Below are 17,200 nucleotides of genomic sequence, written 5' to 3'. Positions count from 1 at the left end.
TCATGGAAACGGGATGAAGCACGGCCGAAGGCCCGGTGGCAACATCCGATTGCGTCCCCGTCAACAGGGCGCGCCGTCAAATATTTGAAACCAAAGCTTTCTCTGGACCGCGCGGCGTTTCGCGAATATGGCAGGTTGCGCGGTGCGAAACGAGCAACTGGAGCTGGGAATGAAGCGAATCCTGATCGGCCTGGTCGTGGCTGCCGTGCTCGCTGCGGGAGGATGGTTCGGCTTCAACCTCTATGTCCAGCACCGGGCGACCAGCGAGGTCGAGGCGGCGTTCGCGCAAATCCGCTCGGGCGGTGGCAAAGCGAGCCATGGCAAGATCACCTTCGAGCTCGCGACCCGGACGCTCACGGTCGACGACATCGCAATCACGCCAGCCGGCCAGCCGCAAGCGCAGGTCAAGATCGCCGGCATCAAGGGCACCGGCGTTCGCCTGATCGACGATGCCAGCTTCTCGGCCGACAGCATCGACATCAGTGGCTTCGACGTCGCCCTGGACCAGGTTGGCGCCGCGAAGCTGAAGGCATCCTACAAGATCCCGCAGCTCACTCTCCGGGCCTATGCCGGCCCCATTCGCGGCGGCAATCCGCCGGCGGGCGGCTCCTTGTTCGACATTTATCGTCACGTGCTCGAACAATACGCAAGAATCACGGCATCATCAGTCGCGGCTCCGACGCTGACCATGACCTTCGACGCGAGCGGCACCGCCGCTGGAAGCGGCGAAATCACCTATTCCGGGCTGGCGATCCAGAATCTCAAGCGCGGCAAGCTGGAGGCCATGAAGGTCGATCGCGCCGTCTTCACCATCGACGTGCCGCAGCCGGGCAAACCGGACAAGCTCACCGGCGACCTCTCCAACATCATCGTCAACGATTTCGACACGACCGCAATTGCCGCGGCGCTCGACCCGCAGAAGGCCGCCGACGACAGCTATCACCGCATCTACAGGCAGATCTCGGCGGGCCCCTATGTGCTGAAATCCAGTCAGGGCATGCGGATGGAGATCGACGGGATCAGGTTCGAGGACATCGCGGTGCAGCCCTCCAAATTCCGGCCGGCCGAGATCGTTGCACTCATGCCGACGGACCGGTCGGTGGTCGCAACCGCCGCGCAATCGCGCGAGGTGATGGAGAAGCTCGCCGGATACTATGAGGGTCTTCGCATTGGTCGGATCGAGATCGGCAAGACGTCGATGGGCCTTCCGCAAGGAACGGCCACGATCAAGGCGGTCAGATACCACGACGGCGAATTCGCGATCGAAGGCGTCGACACGCCGTCTCCGCAAGGGCCGTTCAAGATGGAGCGCTTCGCGCTGAAATCGTTCAGCGCGGCAAACCTGATGCGCTGGGCGGCCGGCATCAGCAGGCAGGGCCAGCCGCCCCCGCCCGAAGAGATGCTGGGCCTGTTCCGCGTGCTCGAAGGCGCCGAGGTCAAGGGCGTGGTTGCGCCCCACAACGCCGCGCGGCAGCCCATCACCATCGACACCATCAGCCTGAACTGGGGCCAGCTGGTGGGATCGATCCCGAGCAAGGCAAATCTGGTCGTGAAGATGGTCACGCCGACCGATCCCGCCAATCCGGCGCTGCAGCCGCTGATCGTGGCAGGCGTGGACAAGCTCGCGATCGACCTCGATCTCGGCGCGGCCTGGACGGAATCGTCGGGCGCATTCGCGCTCGCACCCGCCACGCTCGATCTCGGCAATCTCGCCAGGGCGCAGGTGAGCGTGGCCCTTGCCAAGGTGCCGCGCGATCTCTTCACCACGACGGACCCGTCCGAGGTGATGGGTCAGTTGGCGCAGGTCGAGACCGGCGCGATCGAGCTCTCCTTGCGCGACCGCGGCGTGGTCGATCTGGTCGTGGCCCAGTTCGCGCGCATGCAGAATGTCAGCCGCGATGGGGCGCGCAGCGCCATCGTCGCGATGATCCGGGCCCAGGGCGAGAAGATCGCCGCCTCCAATCTCGATGCCAAGGTCGCGGTCGATGCACTCGCCGGCTTCGTCGAGACCTCAGGGCAAACGCTGAGCATCAGGCTGACACCGCTCGGCAAGCTGCCGGTGCTTCAGCTGATGGATGTCCTCGACCAGGAACCAACCATCGCGCTGGCGCAGTTCAGGATCGAGGCCTCGACGGGGTTGTGAGGCTTATTGCTGCGAAAGCGCCGGCAACTGGCCTGGCGAAAATCCCACCCCGTCATTGCGAGCACAGCGAAGCAATCCAGAGTCCCTCCGCGGAAAGATTCTGGATTGCTTCGCTGCGCTCCCAATGACGGGGTAAGAACAGCGTCACTTCTGCGGCAGGTTCACCCGGATGTGCAGCTCGCGGAGCTGTTTCGTGGTGGCTTCCGACGGGGCGCCCATCAGGAGGTCCATGGCCTGCTGGTTCATCGGGAACAGCGAGATCTCGCGCAAATTCGTGGTGCCGCAGAGCAGCATCACGATGCGGTCGACGCCTGCGGCCATGCCGCCGTGCGGCGGGGCGCCGTACTGGAAGGCGCGGTACATGCCGCCGAACCGCTCGACCACTTCCTGCTCGCCGTAACCTGCGATCTCGAACGCCTTCACCATGGCTTCCGGCACGTGGTTGCGGATGCCGCCCGAGGCGATCTCGTAGCCGTTGCAGGTAATGTCGTACTGGAACGCCTTGATGGTCAGTGGATCCTGGCTCTTCAGCGCCTCCAGCCCGCCTTGCGGCATCGAGAACGGGTTGTGCGAGAAGTCGACCTTCTTGTCGTCCTCGTTGTACTCGTACATCGGGAAGTCGACGATCCAGGCGAGCTCGAACCGCTCCTTGTCGGTGAGGTTCAATTCCTCGCCGACCTTGTTGCGGGCAAGCCCTGAGAACTTCCAGAACTTGTCGGGATCGCCGGCGACGAAGAAGGCGGCATCGCCTTCCTTGACGCCGAGCTGTGCGCGGATCGCGGCGGTGCGCTCGGGCCCGATGTTGTTGGCGAGGGGACCGGCGCCCTCGCCGCCCTCGCGCCACATGATGTAGCCGAGGCCGGGCTGTCCCTCGCCTTGCGCCCACGAGTTCATGCGGTCGCAGAAGGCGCGGCTGCCGCCGCCCGCTGCGGGAATCGCCCAGACCTGGTTCTTGGGATCCTCTAACATGCGCGCGAACACCTTGAAGCCGGAGCCGCGGAAGTGCTCGGAGACGTCCTGCATCTCGATGGGGTTGCGCAGGTCCGGCTTGTCGCTGCCATACTTGCGCAGCGCTTCCGCGAACGGAATCCGGCGCCAGCCCTTGGTGACCGGCTTGCCCTTGGCAAACTCTTCAAAGACGCCCGTGATCACCGGCTCCATCGCCGCGAACACGTCTTCCTGCGTGACGAAGCTCATTTCGACGTCGAGCTGGTAGAACTCGCCGGGCAGACGGTCGGCGCGCGGGTCCTCGTCGCGGAAACAGGGCGCGATCTGGAAATAGCGATCGAAGCCGCTCATCATGAGCAGCTGCTTGTACTGCTGTGGCGCCTGCGGCAGCGCGTAGAACTTGCCGGGATGGATGCGCGACGGGACGAGGAAGTCGCGTGCGCCTTCCGGCGAGGACGCGGTCAGGATCGGTGTGTTGAACTCGAAGAAGCCCTGCCCCTCCATGCGCCGGCGCATCGACTTGATGATCTCGACGCGCGTCATGATGTTCTGGTGCAGCTTCTCGCGGCGGAGGTCCAGGAAGCGATACTTCAGGCGGATGTCTTCGGGATATTCCTGGTCGCCGAACACCGGCAGCGGCAGGTCGCCGGCCGGGCCCAGCACCTCGATCTCGTTGACATAGACCTCGACCTTGCCGGTAGGCAGGTCATCATTGTCGGTGCCTTCGGGGCGGCGGCGGACCTTGCCGTCCATCTTGACCACGAATTCCGAACGCAGCTTTTCGGCGAGCGAGAACGCCGCCGAGTCCGGATCGACCACGCACTGGGCCAGGCCGTAATGGTCGCGCAGGTCGATGAACAGCACGCCGCCATGGTCGCGGACGCGATGGACCCAGCCGGAGAGGCGGATGGTCTCGCCGATATTGCTCTCGCGGAGCGCGCCGCATGTATGTGACCGGTAGCGATGCATGGTCGTCCTAAAATCGATGTCGAAAGGAGGCGAATCGAACGGCCTGAAACGACCGGTCCGAAGTTGCGGCAGGGTTTACCCGACGAGGACCAAGGCGGCAACCAAGGGAACGGCCTGTTTTGGACCCGAAGGGCCCATTTTTGGCTTATCAGAGACCGAGCCTTTGCCATCAGGCGTTCCAGACCTATCTTGAGCCCATGACGGTCCATTTCCCCTTCCAGAACTCCTATTCGGCGCTGCCGGACAGCTTCTTCGCCCGCGTCGCGCCGACCCCTGTGGCCGCCCCCCGGCTGATCAAGCTGAACCGGCCGCTGGCGGTCCAGCTCGGGCTTGATCCCGACATGCTAGAGACGGCGGAAGGGGCCGAGATCCTGGCCGGCAAGACGGTTCCCGCCGGCGCGGATCCCATCGCCATGGCCTATGCCGGGCACCAGTTCGGGCATTTCGTGCCGCAGCTCGGCGACGGCCGCGCCATCCTGCTCGGCGAGGTCATCGACAAGGACGGCGTCCGCCGCGACATCCAGCTCAAGGGATCGGGCCCCACCCCGTTCTCCCGCCGCGGCGATGGCCGCGCCGCGCTCGGCCCGGTGCTGCGCGAATACATCGTCAGCGAGGCCATGTATGCGCTCGGCATTCCGACCACGCGCTCGCTCGCGGCGGTCGTCACCGGCGAGCATGTCATCCGCGAGACCGCACTGCCCGGCGCGGTGCTGACCCGCGTCGCCTCCAGCCACATCCGCGTCGGCACCTTCCAGTTCTTCGCCGTCCGCCGCGACACCGAGGCGATCCGCCGGCTCGCCGATCACGTCATCGCGCGCCACTATCCGGAGTTGCTGCAGGCCGAGCGGCCCTATCACGCCCTGCTCGCGGCGGTCGTCGCGCGCCAGGCCGAGCTGATCGCGCGTTGGCTGCTGGTCGGCTTCATCCATGGCGTGATGAACACCGACAACACGTCGATTTCAGGCGAGACCATCGATTACGGCCCCTGCGCCTTCATGGATTCCTACAATCCGGCGCAGGTCTTTTCCTCGATCGACGAGATGGGCCGCTACGCCTATGCCAACCAGCCGCGCATCGGCTTGTGGAATCTGACGCGCCTCGCCGAATGCCTGCTGCCGGTATTTTCGGACGAGCAGGAGAAGGCAGTCGCCGAAGCCCAGGACATTCTCGGCGCGTTCTCCGACCAGTTCAGCGCCGCCTATCAGGCCGGCCTGCGCAGGAAGGTCGGCCTGTTCACGGAGCGCGACGGCGACGATGCGCTGATCCAGGACCTGCTCGATGCCATGGCCAAGAACCAGGCCGATTTCACCCTCACCTTCCGCAAGCTCGGTGATGCCGCCGCCGATGACGGCACTGAGGTGCGCGCGCAGTTCATGGACCCTGCAGCCTTCGACGAATGGGCCGGCCGCTGGCGCGCGCGCGTCGCGCTGGAGCCGCAGACCGCGACCGAGCGGCAGGCGGCCATGCACGCCGTCAATCCGCTGTTCATCCCGCGCAACCACCGCGTCGAGGCCGTGATCCAGGCCGCGGTGAACGACGACGATTACGCGCCGTTCGAGGAATTGGTGAAGGTGCTGGCGAGGCCGTTCGACGACCAGCCAGACTACGCCGCCTACGCCGATCCGCCGCTGCCGGATCAGCGGGTGTTGCAGACGTTCTGCGGGACCTAAGCGCCTCGCCAACAACGGACTGAGCGAGCAAGCGCGGCTTAGTGCTCAACAGCCTGCCAAGTCGTGACCGCGGCGGACCACTCGCAAAACCTACCGGCTCGCACCGTGAGAAGCTCGACGCCGTAGACGTTCATACGCATCTGGGACTCGGCGTCGACCCAGGAACCCGTCCACGAGGACGCGAATCTCGGGGCCGAGATGAACTCCAGACGCTTGGACAGCCGGTAGTCACGCATCCGAGCAAATCGCTGCCGGAGCAGATCTCGAAGCTGGGATTTGCCGGCGAACGGCGGATGGGCGCCATAGCGGACTCGCACGTCCTCCGTAAAATCCTCAACAATGGCTTCGACGTCTCCTCGCGAAAACAGCTCCTCGTATCGCGTCAGGGCGGATTGGATCGCGTGCTCCGTAAGTTCCGACAACATCGTATCGTCCTTCGTCAGCGTGACGCGCCCGGCGTGCTGCCAGACGGTGCGGTCACAGTAGAGCCGAGAGAACTCAGGAAATCCGGCACCGACCGTCCTCGTGATCTGAGAAACGTCACCATCGGTCCGAGGACGGCGTGCACAGCCGGTCTGGCGCTGATGCGGTCGCGCCAGCGCAGCACAGCCGGCGTTGCGTCGGTCGCCGGGGCCCCCATGCGAGCGCCGAACACGTGTGCCATGTAGAATGCAATGTCGGCAAAGGAGTAGCGGCCCGCCAGGTAATCTCGCTGTAAGAGAAGTGCCTCCATGTCTTCGTAGTATCGGGCGGCCCCTGCGCGGGCCGACACGGCTGCCGAATCCTCACTGCCCCAGGGAAGGCCCATCAAGCGAACGATGTGGAGAAAATAGACTTCGTCGGATTTGAGCTCGAGCAAACGCGCCTGCGCTCGCTCCTTGACGTCCGTCGGCCAAAGCGCCGGCTCAGGTTGCAGATCCTCGAAATATTCGAAGATCTGGGTGGAATCGAAGATCTCAAGGTCGCCGTGAATGAGGATCGGGACCTGCCGCTTCGGATTGACGCGCAGCACGTCCGGGTGCTTCGGCTCGTAACTCGTTTCGAACGGAACCATCACAAGCTCGAAGTCCAGCCCCTTTTCGAGTGCCGCGATTTGCGCCTTGGCACCGAACATGCTGAGCGGGCCCGAGAACAGTCGGAGCGGCGCGTTGACAGTGTCCATTGCTGCCTCCCGGATATGTTTAGGTTCGCCAGGCCGGCGCCCGAGACGAATGGCTTGCGGTCTTGATGCAAACAGGTCGTCACGGGCGCAGCTGTGAGCGCGACGTCGGCGCGAGTCTCAAGATGTGTGGACGCCCCTGAAGACGCCTAAGCAGAGCGGGATGGATTTCGCGCCGCCATTCGGAGTTATGACCGAGGACGGTCATGGACTTGTGATAGGCCGCCAGACTGTCGAATGCGACAAAGCAAATGAAAACATTCTCGCCTTCCCGAAGCGGCAGCGCGGGGAAATTGTTGGGGCTGTGTTCAGTAGCGAATAGGCCAACGAGGCGCCCGCCCGCAGCGGTGAGAATCGGCACGACATTCTCCTGGAAGAATTCAAGGAAGTCGGCATCGACCGGCTGTGGCAGTGGATGGACGGTGGCGACGATCAATCCCGGCGAGAGCGGTGAATTGACGGACGGCCGATCCGCCGCACGCGCGAGGGCAAAGGCGGCATCCGGACGGATCGGGTGGAGCAGCAGCGCGTCGCTGCTGTCGATCATCTGAGAACGGGCCAGCGCGCTGAAGCGCCGCCATGCTTCACCCTGCTCATAGAACGCCGTCAGCGCCTCCTTGCGTGACGGCATGTCGGGAAAGCCTCTCATCCACACGAAGCGATTGGGATCGCCCAGATCCCGAAACTGGCCGATGATCCGCATTCCCACGCTTTCCTGCGTTTCGACGAACTCGCCATCGAAGAGCTCGATGAATTGATCTCGCGTGCCCGGATGCAGCGTGTACTGCCGCAGATCGATGATCGGGCTGCAGTGCTCTAACGTGGCGGCGGATGGGGCAACTTCAAAGGAGATCATGGTGCAGTCGGCTCCAGAAAAGACCGGTCGTCCTGTTTCAAATACAAACCGGTTGCCCGGTTTTGTCAAGCTGCTAGATTGTGACGGAGGTGACCAGGACATGATTGGCGAAAAAAAACGTACGTATGATCCGCTAGCGTTGCGCGCGCGCATTCTCGATGTTGCAGCAGCGGCGTTTCAGGCCCGGGGCTATCATTCGACCAGCACGCACGACATCATGCGAGAAGCCGGCGTCACCGGCGGCGCCCTCCACCATCATTTTCCGACCAAGAAATCGCTCGGGCTTGCCGTGATCAAGGAAAGAGTCGGTCCGGCCGTTCAGGAAAGTTGGATTGATACTGTCCGCCATGCCCGCACGGCGCTGGACGGAATCCTGCGCGCCTTCGACGATATCGCCGAGTCGATCGACAACCGCGGCACCGTGCTGGGCTGCCCGCTCAACAATCTTGCAATCGAGCTGTCGTTGGCAGATCCCGAATTCCAGGAGGCGATGCGTCACATCTTTGCAGTCTGGCGGGATGCCGTTGCTGACAAGCTGCGGAGCGAGAGATCGGATGCGCAGCAGGCCCGGCAAGCGGAGGAGCTGGCGACGTTTGTCGTCGCGTCCTACTCCGGCGCCATTGCGATCGCCAAAGCGCAGCAGAACGCAGAGCCGCTGAGAACCTGCGCGCGGCAGCTCGCAGCCATGCTGGGGCAGCGCCCCCCGGCACGGCGGCGCCTCGCGCGGGAGCAGCCAGCGTCCTGAGCTGCAACACGAGCAAGACCACTTGGCTCTGCCGGAATTGCTTCCGAGTGGAGGATTGCGCCTTCGGTGCTGGCGAAGCCATTCGGGAGCCAGCTGACACCGCGCCACGCGGATTTCCGATACAGGCAACATGCCCCCTGTTTTGCCCGACGTGTCAACTTGCGTCGGAAAACGCGTAAGCCATTGTCCCGACAACCATTGGCTACTGTGCATGGGGTTGTTTTGGAGATTTCGCGTCGCATCCAGTGGAATTCGGAGACCGCGGAACCGCTGTCATCAAACTGAAACACACGCGCTCTAACGGGCTGACAGCGCCGTCTTGCCGGAGGCGCCGATCCTCCAACCGTCCCGATACAGCGCGCCCATGCCCTTCAAATTCATCCACCTCACCGACACGCATCTCGCGAACCCCGGCTTGAAGCTCTACGGGCTCGATCCGCGCGCCCGGCTGGACGCGGCGATCGCCGACATCAACAAGCACCAGTCCGACGCTGCGTTCGCGGTCGTGACCGGCGATCTCACCCATTGGGGCGAGGCTGAATCCTACGCCAATTTCGCCGAGGCGATGGCGGCGCTGAAAATTCCCTACATCGCGATGGTCGGCAATCACGACAAGCGCGTCACCTGCCTCGACGCACTAAAGGCCGCTCCGCGCGATTCCAACGGCTTCGTGCAGGGCACGCGCACCACCGAGCACGGCCTGTTCGTCTTCCTCGACACGCTGGACGAGACCAGCCATGCCGGCGAGATGTGCGCAAAGCGCCTCGGCTGGCTGGCGAGCACGCTCGCCGGCGCGCCCGACGACCAAGAGTTCGTCGTGTTCATGCATCATCCGCCGTTCCCGGTCGGCGTGCACGCCATGGACGAGATCGCGCTGAAGCAGAGCGCCGAATTCGCGGAAGTCATCGCGCCGTATCGCGCGCGGATCCGCCATCTCTTCTTCGGCCATGTGCACCGGCCGATCTTCGGCAGCTACGGCAAGATCCCATTCTCGACGCTGCGCGGCACCAACCACCAGGTCTGGTTCGAGCTCGACGTTGCGGCCAGCCAGCATCTCGCCAGCCACGAGCCGCCGGCCTATGGCGTCGTGCTGATCGACCAGGAGAACCTGGTCGTGCACAGCCACGATTTCCTCGACCAGAGTCTGCGCTTCCCCTTCGAGCCACCGGCCGGAGTGGACGGCCGCGACTATGCACTCAATTTCCCGGCGCGATGAGATGAGCCTCGCTGAACCCGCGGCTCTCCCGGTCGCGACGTCGGCGGCACCGCGTCTACGCGTCCTGAAGCGGGTCCTGGGCCGCTTCAAGGCCTCGCTGCCGGCCTATTTGCTGCTGCTGCCGTCGCTGATCTTCCTCGCGCTGTTCACCTATGGCGCGATGGGCCGCGTGCTCGTGGATGCGCTCTATCAGCGCGCGAGCCCGAAGGCGCCGGTGCGTTTCGTCGGCTTTGAGAACATCAGCGCCGTGCTTGCCGACCCCGCCTTCACCGGCGCCATCGTCAACAATTTGATCTACGCCGTCGGCACGGCGGTGCCGAGCATCGCGCTGGCGCTGCTGTTCGCGCTGGCGCTGTCGCGCACCAACGCGGTGACCAGTGCGCTGCGCGCCGCGCTGTTCCTGCCGGTGCTGATCCCGATGGTCGCGGCCTCCGCGCTGTTCCTGTTCATCTTCCTGCCGAATGTCGGCCTGCTCGACTATTACATCGGCCGGCTGCTTCCGGTGCTGCCGAACTGGCTCGGCGACCCCGACATCGCGCTCACTGCGATCATGATCATCACGATCTGGAAGAACGCCGGCTATTACATGCTGTTCTTCCTCGCCGGCCTCCAGGCCGTGCCTGAGGATGTCATGGAGGCCGCGCATCTCGACGGCGCCGGGCCGTATCGGCGGCTGCGCCACATCATCCTGCCGGAGCTCAAGCCCACCTTCCTGTTCGTCACCGTCATCGCCACGCTCAACGCGGTGACGCAGGTCGACCACGTCTTCGTCATGACCCAGGGCGGTCCGTCCAACGCGACCAACCTCGTGCTGTTCTACATCTACCAGCAGGCGGTCGAGCACTACGACATCGGCAAGGCTTCGGCGGCGACGCTGCTGACGCTGGCCGCGCTGATGACCCTCACCGCGCTGTCGTTCCGCACCCTGGCGAACCGCGAGGGCGGGCCATGAAGCTGATCGATACGCTGTGGAAGGACGCCCCGCTCGCCACCCGCGGCGAGATCACGCCCAAGCTCGGCTTCGCGCTGACCGTGCTGCTCGCGATGGTCTGGCTGATCCCGTTCCTGTGGATGGGCGTTGCGACGCTGCGCCCGGCCTCGGACGGCATCAACGCCATGGCCGAGCTGATGCCGAGCCTGAAGCCGACGCTCGACAACGTCAGGGATGCCTGGGAGATCGGCGATTTCCCGCGCTACACGCTCAACACCACGATCATCTGCACCGGCATCCTGCTGGTGCAGTTCGTCACGATCACGCTGGCCGGCTTTGCCTTCGCGCGCCTCGACTTCGCCGGCAAGACGCCGATCTTCTACCTGTTCCTGATGCAGCTGATGCTGGTGCCGGTGCTGCTGATCGTGCCGAACCTGTCGCTGGTGGCGCAGCTCGGCCTCTATGACACGCTCACGGGCGTGATGATGCCGTTCTTCGCCTCGGCCTTCGGCACCTTCCTGATGCGCCAGGCGTTCGAAGCCATTCCGACCGAGCTGGAAGACGCCGCCCTGATCGACGGCGCGGGCCTCATCCAGCGCATCCGCCACATCTACGTGCCGCTGTCGATGCCGAGCTTCTCGGCCTTCGCCATCATCTCCGTCACCAGCCACTGGAACGACTTCCTGTGGCCGCTGATGGTGATCAATTCGCCGGACAAGCGCCCGCTCACGGTCGGCCTCTCCGTCTTCACCAAGACCGCCGAAGGCACGCAGGCCTGGGGCACCATCGCCGCGGGGACGCTGATGGTGATCGCGCCGCTGCTCGTCGCCTTCCTGATCTTCCAGAAACGCTTCATCAGCTCTTTCGTCACCTCAGGCATCAAATAGGAGATTTTCCGATGCTGTTCTCCCGCAGGATCGTGCTCGGCCTTGCCATGGCCGGCTCAATAGCAGGCGCCCTCGCCTTCCCGGCTCTCGCCGGCGAAGGTCCGACCGAGGTCGACCTGTTCTTCCCCGTTCCCGTCGACGGCAAGCTCGCCCGCGACATGGGCACCTTGATCAAGGAGTTCAACGAGACCCATCCCGACGTCAAGGCGACCGCGGTCTACACCGGCTCCTACGACGACACGCTGATCAAGACGCGCGCCGCGATCAAGGCCGGCAAGCCGCCGGCGGCCGTGATCATGTCGGCGAACTTCCTGCTGGACATGCAGATCGAGAACGAGCTCACCAACCTCGATGCGCTGATCAAGGCTGACGGCACCACCAAGGAGCAGTTCCTCGGCCAATTCTTCCCGGCGCTGCACGGCAATGCCGTGATCAACCGCTCGGTCTACGGCGTGCCGTTCCACAATTCGACGCCGCTGCTCTACATCAACGCCGACAAGGCCAAGGAAGCGGGCCTCGATCCGAGCAAGCCGCCGCAGACCTGGGCCGAGCTCACCGACTGGGCCAAGAAGCTGACCAAGCGCGAGGGCGACAAGGTGACCCAATGGGGCATCGCGATCCCCTGCGCCTACGATTATTGCGGCTGGATGATGGAAACGCTCACCATGAGCAATGGCGGGCGCTACTACAACGAGGAGTTCGGCGGCGAGGTCTATTACGACACGCCCTCGATGCTGGGTGCGCTGACCTGGTGGAACGACCTGATCTACAAGCACAAGGTCCACACGCCCGGCGCCACGCCTGGCCCCGCCGTCAGCACCTCCTTCATCTCGGGCAACGCCGCGATGATGATGCTGTCGACGGGCTCGCTCACCTATGTGCGCGACAACGCCAAGTTCGCCTACAAGGTCGCCTTCATCCCGCGTAACGTCCGCAACGCGGTGCCGATCGGCGGCGCCTCCCTGATCATGCCGGCTGGGCTCGAAGCCGACAAGCAGAAGGCCGCCTGGACGCTGATCAAGTGGATGACCTCGCCGGAGAAGAGCGGCTGGTGGAGCCGCGCCACCGGCTATTTCGCGCCGAACATGGCCGCCTACAAGACGCCGGAAATGGTCGAATTCCTGGGCAAGAACCCGGACGCCAAGACCGCCGTGGAACAGCTCGACGTCGCAAAGCCGTGGTTTGCGACCTACAAGACCGTCCCGGTCCGCAAGAACCTCGAGGACGAGGTGATGCTGGTCCTCAACGGCAAGAAGCAGCCGAAGGAAGCTCTCGCCGCCGCCCAGAAAGCCGCCGACGAGACGCTGAAGCCGTACAACGCGGAGACGTCGCTGAAGCTGCCGTAAACTCGGTAGCTCATGGCACGAACGAGCTTCGGCGCTCCGTCATGCGGGGCGCCGAATGCGTTTTGGACAGAGCAACTCAGATTGGCACGACGATCTTGCCGATTGAGGATTTGACTTCAGGAGACTTCTCGAACGGGAGCGTTCGGGCAATAACCGGCTTCAGCGAATCGCATGAGTCTGCCGATCGTGAACGTGCGTACCTTCGCGAGGCGCGGAATCGCGGATGATCTGAGCGCGGCTTCATCATAGGGAATTCTAGGCGGCACCTACCGGTGGATCCGCTCGTTCGCAACGTCGCCTTCAGCCGATCACACATCAACTGATCGCTAGACCTGACCTCGATTGGCTGACCATGCCGGGAAGTATTCGCGACGACGCATCTGACCGATATTCACCGACTTGAGTAGGCATCTCGCGATCAGCGCGCCAGAGTGATCTCGATCCGCTCCATTTCGGCATGCGATCAACAGGATGCGATCGAGGTCCGTCCTATCCGCAGTCGCAGGTGAGTATATTGGACAGGCGTTGCCACTCCTCTCGACAGCGAATCTTCTCACGCGCATACTAGAGCATAGTCTATTTATGATTGAGGAGCATCAGAATATGCTTTGCAACCATGGCCTGTACGATTTGGCAAAAGACTTCCAGCCGGCACTCTCCGCAGCTATCGCTCTCTGCGCCGCAGGCGTTGCCTACGTCGTTGGAATGTCAAAAATAAACTTTGACCGTAGGGTCGCCGCGTTCCAACGCATCAGCAGTCAGTTTGGGATATGTCTGCGGCTTAGATCACGAGCCGGGCATCTCGACGATGTAGCGAAGAGTATCAAAGACTGGCTTGCCCAAGGCGAACCTGACCCAACAAAACTCTACCAGGTACTGAAAGCGTGGCCCTCCGCATCCGAGTTGGACGAAGCGTGGAAGGTTGTTGAGAGCATGCCTCGAGATGCAATGGAACACTTTGAGGCGGTGCTGTACTGCCACCGAGGAATGGCGGCTTACGCGAGTGAGCAGCGAGCGGAATGGCTCGACCAGAATAGACCGCGAACGGTGACAAAACTCTGCACCGAGCTGGGCAAATCTTATGCCCAACTCAAGGAAGCACTCAACAAGGAGATTGAAACCCTCAATGACCAAAGAGAGCGCCTGCGCCGACACCTGTGAACGGGATACAAGGTATTTGAGGAGGCCCCTATTCGTAGATCCAACTCTGAGACTTGCCCCTGCCGTCGACACGCCGGCGGCAGCGCACGATTAACCCCTCGTCCACCATGCGGCCGTGCCTGCCGCCGGTAACCATTGCAATTAACAGACCCTCAACGCAGCCCCGACAAATCTAGCCATGTTTCTGGAGATTTCGCCGTGGATCTGTTGGTTTTCGAGTTCCTGGGACTGGCTCTGGTCGCCATGTGCGTGATCGTGGTGGCGCTGCCCTGCGCGCGAAAACCATCGCAGCGGGTCCGCTACGAATAGGAATTTGGTCGGAAAGCGACGATTCCGGCCCGATGCAAGGCTCGAATTCGCTTAGAGCCCCTTGACATCACAGCACTTTCGGCGGAACGGCTGATATCAAGTGTCATGGGCCGTTCATGGATTTAATTACTACCACCGCTGACCTCGCGGCTGCCTGCAGCCGGCTGGCCAAGCACCCCGTCATAACAGTCGATACCGAGTTCCTGCGCGAGACCACTTATTACCCGCTGTTGTGCGTGGTGCAGATGGCCAGCGCCGAGGAAGCCGTGGTCATCGACACCCTGGCCGAGGGGATCGACCTCAAGCCGTTCTTCGAGCTGATGGCTAACGAGGGCGTGCTGAAGGTATTTCACGCCGCCCGCCAGGACATCGAGATCATCTGGCACCAGGCGGGCATCATCCCGCATCCCGTGTTCGACACCCAGGTGGCCGCGATGGTGCTCGGCTACGGCGACAGCATCGCCTACGACGCGCTGGTCGAGAAGGTCACCGGCCACCGCCCGGACAAGACCCACCGCTTCACCGACTGGTCGCGCCGGCCGTTGACCAAGGAGCAGATGCATTACGCGGTCTCCGACGTCACCCATTTGCGCGACGTGTTCGCCGCGCTTGACGCCGACCTGAAGAAGCGCCGCCGCAGCGAATGGGTTTCCATCGAGATGGAAGTCCTGACCTCGCCCCGCACCTACGACTTCCATCCCGAGCGCGCCTGGGAGCGGCTCAAGACGCGGGTCCGCAAGCCCAAGGACCTCGCGGTGCTGATGGAGGTCGCAGCCTGGCGCGAGCAAGAGGCGCAGAGCCGCGACGTGCCGCGCGGCCGCGTGCTGCGCGACGAAGCCATCACCGACATCGCGACCCATGCGCCGACCACGCTGGAGAAGCTCGCGCATCTGCGCTCGGTGCCGAAGGGGTTCGAGAAATCCAAATGGGGTGCAGACATCATCGCCGCAGTCGAGCGCGGGCTGGCGCGGGATTTCTCGAAGCTGCCCAAGCTGGAGAAGCCGCGCAACAATTCCAACGGCGCCGCCATCGTCGAGCTGCTGAAGGTGCTCCTGCGGATGACCGCCGAGCGCCATGCGGTCGCCAGCAAGGTGATCGCGACGGTCGACGACCTCGAAGAGATCGCGGCGGACGATGAGGCCGACGTGCCCGCCTTGCGCGGCTGGCGCCGCGAGCTGTTCGGCGACGCCGCCTTGAAGCTCAAGCGCGGCGAGCTGGCGCTGGCCATCGAGAAAGGCCGCGTGATCGGGGTGCAGCGGGCGTAGGGCTCACTCCGCTCATACCATCGTCATTGCGAGAAGCTCTTGCGACGAAGCAATCCAGACGGTTTCCAAGGAGGGATTCTGGATTGCTTCGCGGAGCCTGTCATCGGGCCGCACTTCGCGCGGACCCGTTGGCTCGCAATGACGCGGAGAGAGCGGTGCTCTATGCCGGCGTCAGCTTCGCGACTTCGCCTTTCATGTCGTTCAGCACGCCGGAGATCGCGTCCACCAGCTCGTCGATCTGGGCCTTGGTCGTGATCAGCGGCGGGCAGATGGCGATGGCATCGAGCATGTTGCGCGAGATCACGCCGCGCTCCTGGAGCAGGCGGCTGGCGATGCCGCCGACGGCGCCGGGCGTCGTGGCGGCGGTCTTGCGCCCCTTGTCGAGCACGAGCTCGAGCGCGGCGATCATGCCGACGCCGCGGACCTCGCCGACCAGCGGGTGGCTGGCGAGTTCACGTAGGCGGCCCTGCATGTAGCCACCGAGCTCGGCCGCGTGTGCGACGAGGCCGCGCTCCTCGATGATCTTAAGGTTCTCCAGCGCAATCGCCGAGCCGACCGGATGGCCGCCCGCGGTGAAGCCATGGCCGAGCACGCCGATCTTGTTGCTCTCGTCCGCGATCGGCTCGAACATGCGGTCGTTCAGGATGACGGCCGAGAGCGGGAAATAGCTCGAGGTGATCTGCTTGGAGACCACCATCGCATCAGGCTTGATGCCGTAGGTCTCGCAGCCGAACATCTTGCCAGTGCGGCCGAAACCGCAGATCACCTCATCGGCGACCAGGAGAATGTCGTACTTCTTCAGGACCTTCTGGATCTTGTCCCAGTAGGTCGCGGGCGGAACCACGACGCCGCCCGCCCCCATCACCGGCTCGCCGAAGAAGGCCGCGATCGTGTCCGGCCCCTCCTTCTGGATCAGCGCGTCGAGCTCCTCGGCCCGGCGAGTGGCGAAGGCTTCCTCGCTCTCGCCGGGAACACCGTCCTTGTAGAAGTGCGGCGAGCCCGTATGCAGGATGTTCGGCAGCGGCAGGTCGAACGAGCGGTGGTTGTTCGGCAGGCCCGTGAGGCTGGCGGATGCGATGGTGACGCCGTGATAGGCACGTAGGCGGCTGATCACCTTCTTGCGCTGCGGCTGACCGAGCGCGTTGGAGCGATAGGCGATCAGCTTCAGCACGGTGTCGTTCGCTTCCGAGCCGGAATTGGTGAAGAACACCTTGCTCATGGTAACAGGCGCGAGCGCGACCAGTTTCTCGGCGAGGTCGATCGAGGGACCGTGCGATTTGGCGGAGAACGTGTGATAGAAGGGCAGAGCCTGCATCTGCTTGTACGCCGCCTCGACCAGCCGCTTCTCGTTGAAGCCGAGCCCGACGCTCCACAGGCCCGCCATCGCTTCGAAATAGCGCTTGCCCGTCGCGTCAAAGACGTAAGGCCCCTCGCCGCGCTCGATCACCAGGGGACCGGCCTGCTGATGCGTGCGCGCATTGGTGTAGGGATGGAGCTGATAGGCCACATCCCGGGCCTCTTGCGAATTGGGCAGCATGGACATTTGCGGAGATCCTTGAAAGCGTCACGGCGCGGGAGCGGCCGGCGTCATCACT

Annotated in this window: 14 protein-coding genes; 9 read left to right on the top strand and 5 right to left on the bottom strand. The window is 63.7% G+C overall.

What is annotated here, in order from left to right; all coding sequences use genetic code 11:
- Nucleotides 1-169 precede the first annotated feature (169 nt).
- Nucleotides 170-2,143, top strand: a complete 1,974-nt coding sequence (locus HZZ16_RS04185) for an aq_1923 C-terminal domain (protein WP_197947212.1) — start codon at nt 170-172, stop codon at nt 2,141-2,143.
- 144 nt (nt 2,144-2,287) lie between these two features.
- On the opposite strand, the gene aspS is transcribed toward HZZ16_RS04185, so the two are convergent.
- Entirely contained in the window at nt 2,288-4,060 is a 1,773-nt protein-coding gene (aspS, locus tag HZZ16_RS04180; RefSeq protein WP_197947211.1) for an aspartate--tRNA ligase, read from the bottom strand.
- Between the two features lie 197 nt (nt 4,061-4,257).
- Here aspS and HZZ16_RS04175 point away from each other — a divergent pair, with 197 nt between their 5' ends.
- Complete coding sequence (locus HZZ16_RS04175; RefSeq protein WP_197947210.1) at nt 4,258-5,730, top strand: protein adenylyltransferase SelO; 1,473 nt, start codon at nt 4,258-4,260, stop codon at nt 5,728-5,730.
- Between the two features lie 38 nt (nt 5,731-5,768).
- Here HZZ16_RS04175 and HZZ16_RS04170 read toward each other — a convergent pair whose 3' ends face one another.
- From HZZ16_RS04170 to HZZ16_RS04160, 3 genes are all read right to left on the bottom strand, one after another.
- Nucleotides 5,769-6,155 (bottom strand): nuclear transport factor 2 family protein, encoded by a 387-nt coding sequence (locus HZZ16_RS04170; protein WP_197947209.1) that lies wholly within the window; start codon nt 6,153-6,155, stop codon nt 5,769-5,771.
- A 14-nt stretch (nt 6,156-6,169) separates the two neighbouring features.
- The gene (locus tag HZZ16_RS04165; RefSeq protein WP_197947208.1) at nt 6,170-6,892 is read right to left on the bottom strand and encodes a glutathione S-transferase family protein; all 723 of its coding nucleotides are present in this window, start codon (nt 6,890-6,892) and stop codon (nt 6,170-6,172) included.
- 79 nt (nt 6,893-6,971) lie between these two features.
- On the bottom strand, nt 6,972-7,745 hold the full coding sequence (locus HZZ16_RS04160; protein ID WP_197947207.1) for an NIPSNAP family protein: 774 nt from the start codon (nt 7,743-7,745) through the stop codon (nt 6,972-6,974).
- Between HZZ16_RS04160 and HZZ16_RS04155 the strand changes: the two genes are divergently transcribed.
- The 7 genes from HZZ16_RS04155 (at nt 7,744) to rnd (ending at nt 15,605) form a co-directional block, all read left to right on the top strand.
- Entirely contained in the window at nt 7,744-8,490 is a 747-nt protein-coding gene (locus tag HZZ16_RS04155; protein WP_246509940.1) for a TetR/AcrR family transcriptional regulator, read from the top strand. The two genes, HZZ16_RS04160 and HZZ16_RS04155, sit on opposite strands and share 2 nt — an antisense overlap.
- 364 nt (nt 8,491-8,854) lie before the next feature.
- Entirely contained in the window at nt 8,855-9,706 is an 852-nt protein-coding gene (locus tag HZZ16_RS04150) for a phosphodiesterase (protein WP_197947206.1), read from the top strand.
- A gap of 1 nt (nt 9,707) precedes the next feature.
- The gene (locus HZZ16_RS04145; protein WP_197947205.1) at nt 9,708-10,658 is read left to right on the top strand and encodes a carbohydrate ABC transporter permease; all 951 of its coding nucleotides are present in this window, start codon (nt 9,708-9,710) and stop codon (nt 10,656-10,658) included.
- Nucleotides 10,655-11,524, top strand: coding sequence for a carbohydrate ABC transporter permease (locus HZZ16_RS04140; protein ID WP_197947204.1), 870 nt, complete (start codon nt 10,655-10,657; stop codon nt 11,522-11,524). The genes HZZ16_RS04145 and HZZ16_RS04140 overlap by 4 nt, the downstream gene beginning before the upstream one ends.
- An 11-nt stretch (nt 11,525-11,535) precedes the next feature.
- On the top strand, nt 11,536-12,870 hold the full coding sequence (locus HZZ16_RS04135) for an ABC transporter substrate-binding protein (protein ID WP_197947203.1): 1,335 nt from the start codon (nt 11,536-11,538) through the stop codon (nt 12,868-12,870).
- Between the two features lie 582 nt (nt 12,871-13,452).
- On the top strand, nt 13,453-14,031 hold the full coding sequence (locus HZZ16_RS04130; RefSeq protein ID WP_197947202.1) for a hypothetical protein: 579 nt from the start codon (nt 13,453-13,455) through the stop codon (nt 14,029-14,031).
- Nucleotides 14,032-14,456: 425 nt separating this feature from the next.
- A complete protein-coding gene (gene rnd / locus HZZ16_RS04125) occupies nt 14,457-15,605 on the top strand; it encodes a ribonuclease D (RefSeq protein WP_197947201.1) in 1,149 nt (382 codons plus the stop codon).
- 160 nt (nt 15,606-15,765) lie between these two features.
- Here rnd and HZZ16_RS04120 read toward each other — a convergent pair whose 3' ends face one another.
- On the bottom strand, nt 15,766-17,148 hold the full coding sequence (locus HZZ16_RS04120; RefSeq protein ID WP_197947200.1) for an aspartate aminotransferase family protein: 1,383 nt from the start codon (nt 17,146-17,148) through the stop codon (nt 15,766-15,768).
- Nucleotides 17,149-17,200 lie beyond the last annotated feature (52 nt).

The sequence above is a fragment of the Bradyrhizobium glycinis genome (genome assembly GCF_016031655.1).
Taxonomy (GTDB): Bacteria; Pseudomonadota; Alphaproteobacteria; order Rhizobiales; family Xanthobacteraceae; genus Bradyrhizobium; species Bradyrhizobium glycinis.
The sequence above is the reverse complement of the archived record's forward strand: the minus strand, read 5'-3'. Positions and strand labels throughout refer to the sequence as shown.

Coding starts and splice junctions, on each gene's coding strand:
- HZZ16_RS04185 (WP_197947212.1), top strand. CDS start 170: ATGAAGCGAATCCTGATCGGCCTGGTCGTGGCTGCCGTGCTCGCTGCG.
- aspS (WP_197947211.1), bottom strand. CDS start 4,060: ATGCATCGCTACCGGTCACATACATGCGGCGCGCTCCGCGAGAGCAAT.
- HZZ16_RS04175 (WP_197947210.1), top strand. CDS start 4,258: ATGACGGTCCATTTCCCCTTCCAGAACTCCTATTCGGCGCTGCCGGAC.
- HZZ16_RS04170 (WP_197947209.1), bottom strand. CDS start 6,155: ATGTTGTCGGAACTTACGGAGCACGCGATCCAATCCGCCCTGACGCGA.
- HZZ16_RS04165 (WP_197947208.1), bottom strand. CDS start 6,892: ATGGACACTGTCAACGCGCCGCTCCGACTGTTCTCGGGCCCGCTCAGC.
- HZZ16_RS04155 (WP_246509940.1), top strand. CDS start 7,744: ATGGTGCAGTCGGCTCCAGAAAAGACCGGTCGTCCTGTTTCAAATACA.
- HZZ16_RS04160 (WP_197947207.1), bottom strand. CDS start 7,745: ATGATCTCCTTTGAAGTTGCCCCATCCGCCGCCACGTTAGAGCACTGC.
- HZZ16_RS04150 (WP_197947206.1), top strand. CDS start 8,855: ATGCCCTTCAAATTCATCCACCTCACCGACACGCATCTCGCGAACCCC.
- HZZ16_RS04145 (WP_197947205.1), top strand. CDS start 9,708: ATGAGCCTCGCTGAACCCGCGGCTCTCCCGGTCGCGACGTCGGCGGCA.
- HZZ16_RS04140 (WP_197947204.1), top strand. CDS start 10,655: ATGAAGCTGATCGATACGCTGTGGAAGGACGCCCCGCTCGCCACCCGC.
- HZZ16_RS04135 (WP_197947203.1), top strand. CDS start 11,536: ATGCTGTTCTCCCGCAGGATCGTGCTCGGCCTTGCCATGGCCGGCTCA.
- HZZ16_RS04130 (WP_197947202.1), top strand. CDS start 13,453: ATGATTGAGGAGCATCAGAATATGCTTTGCAACCATGGCCTGTACGAT.
- rnd (WP_197947201.1), top strand. CDS start 14,457: ATGGATTTAATTACTACCACCGCTGACCTCGCGGCTGCCTGCAGCCGG.
- HZZ16_RS04120 (WP_197947200.1), bottom strand. CDS start 17,148: ATGTCCATGCTGCCCAATTCGCAAGAGGCCCGGGATGTGGCCTATCAG.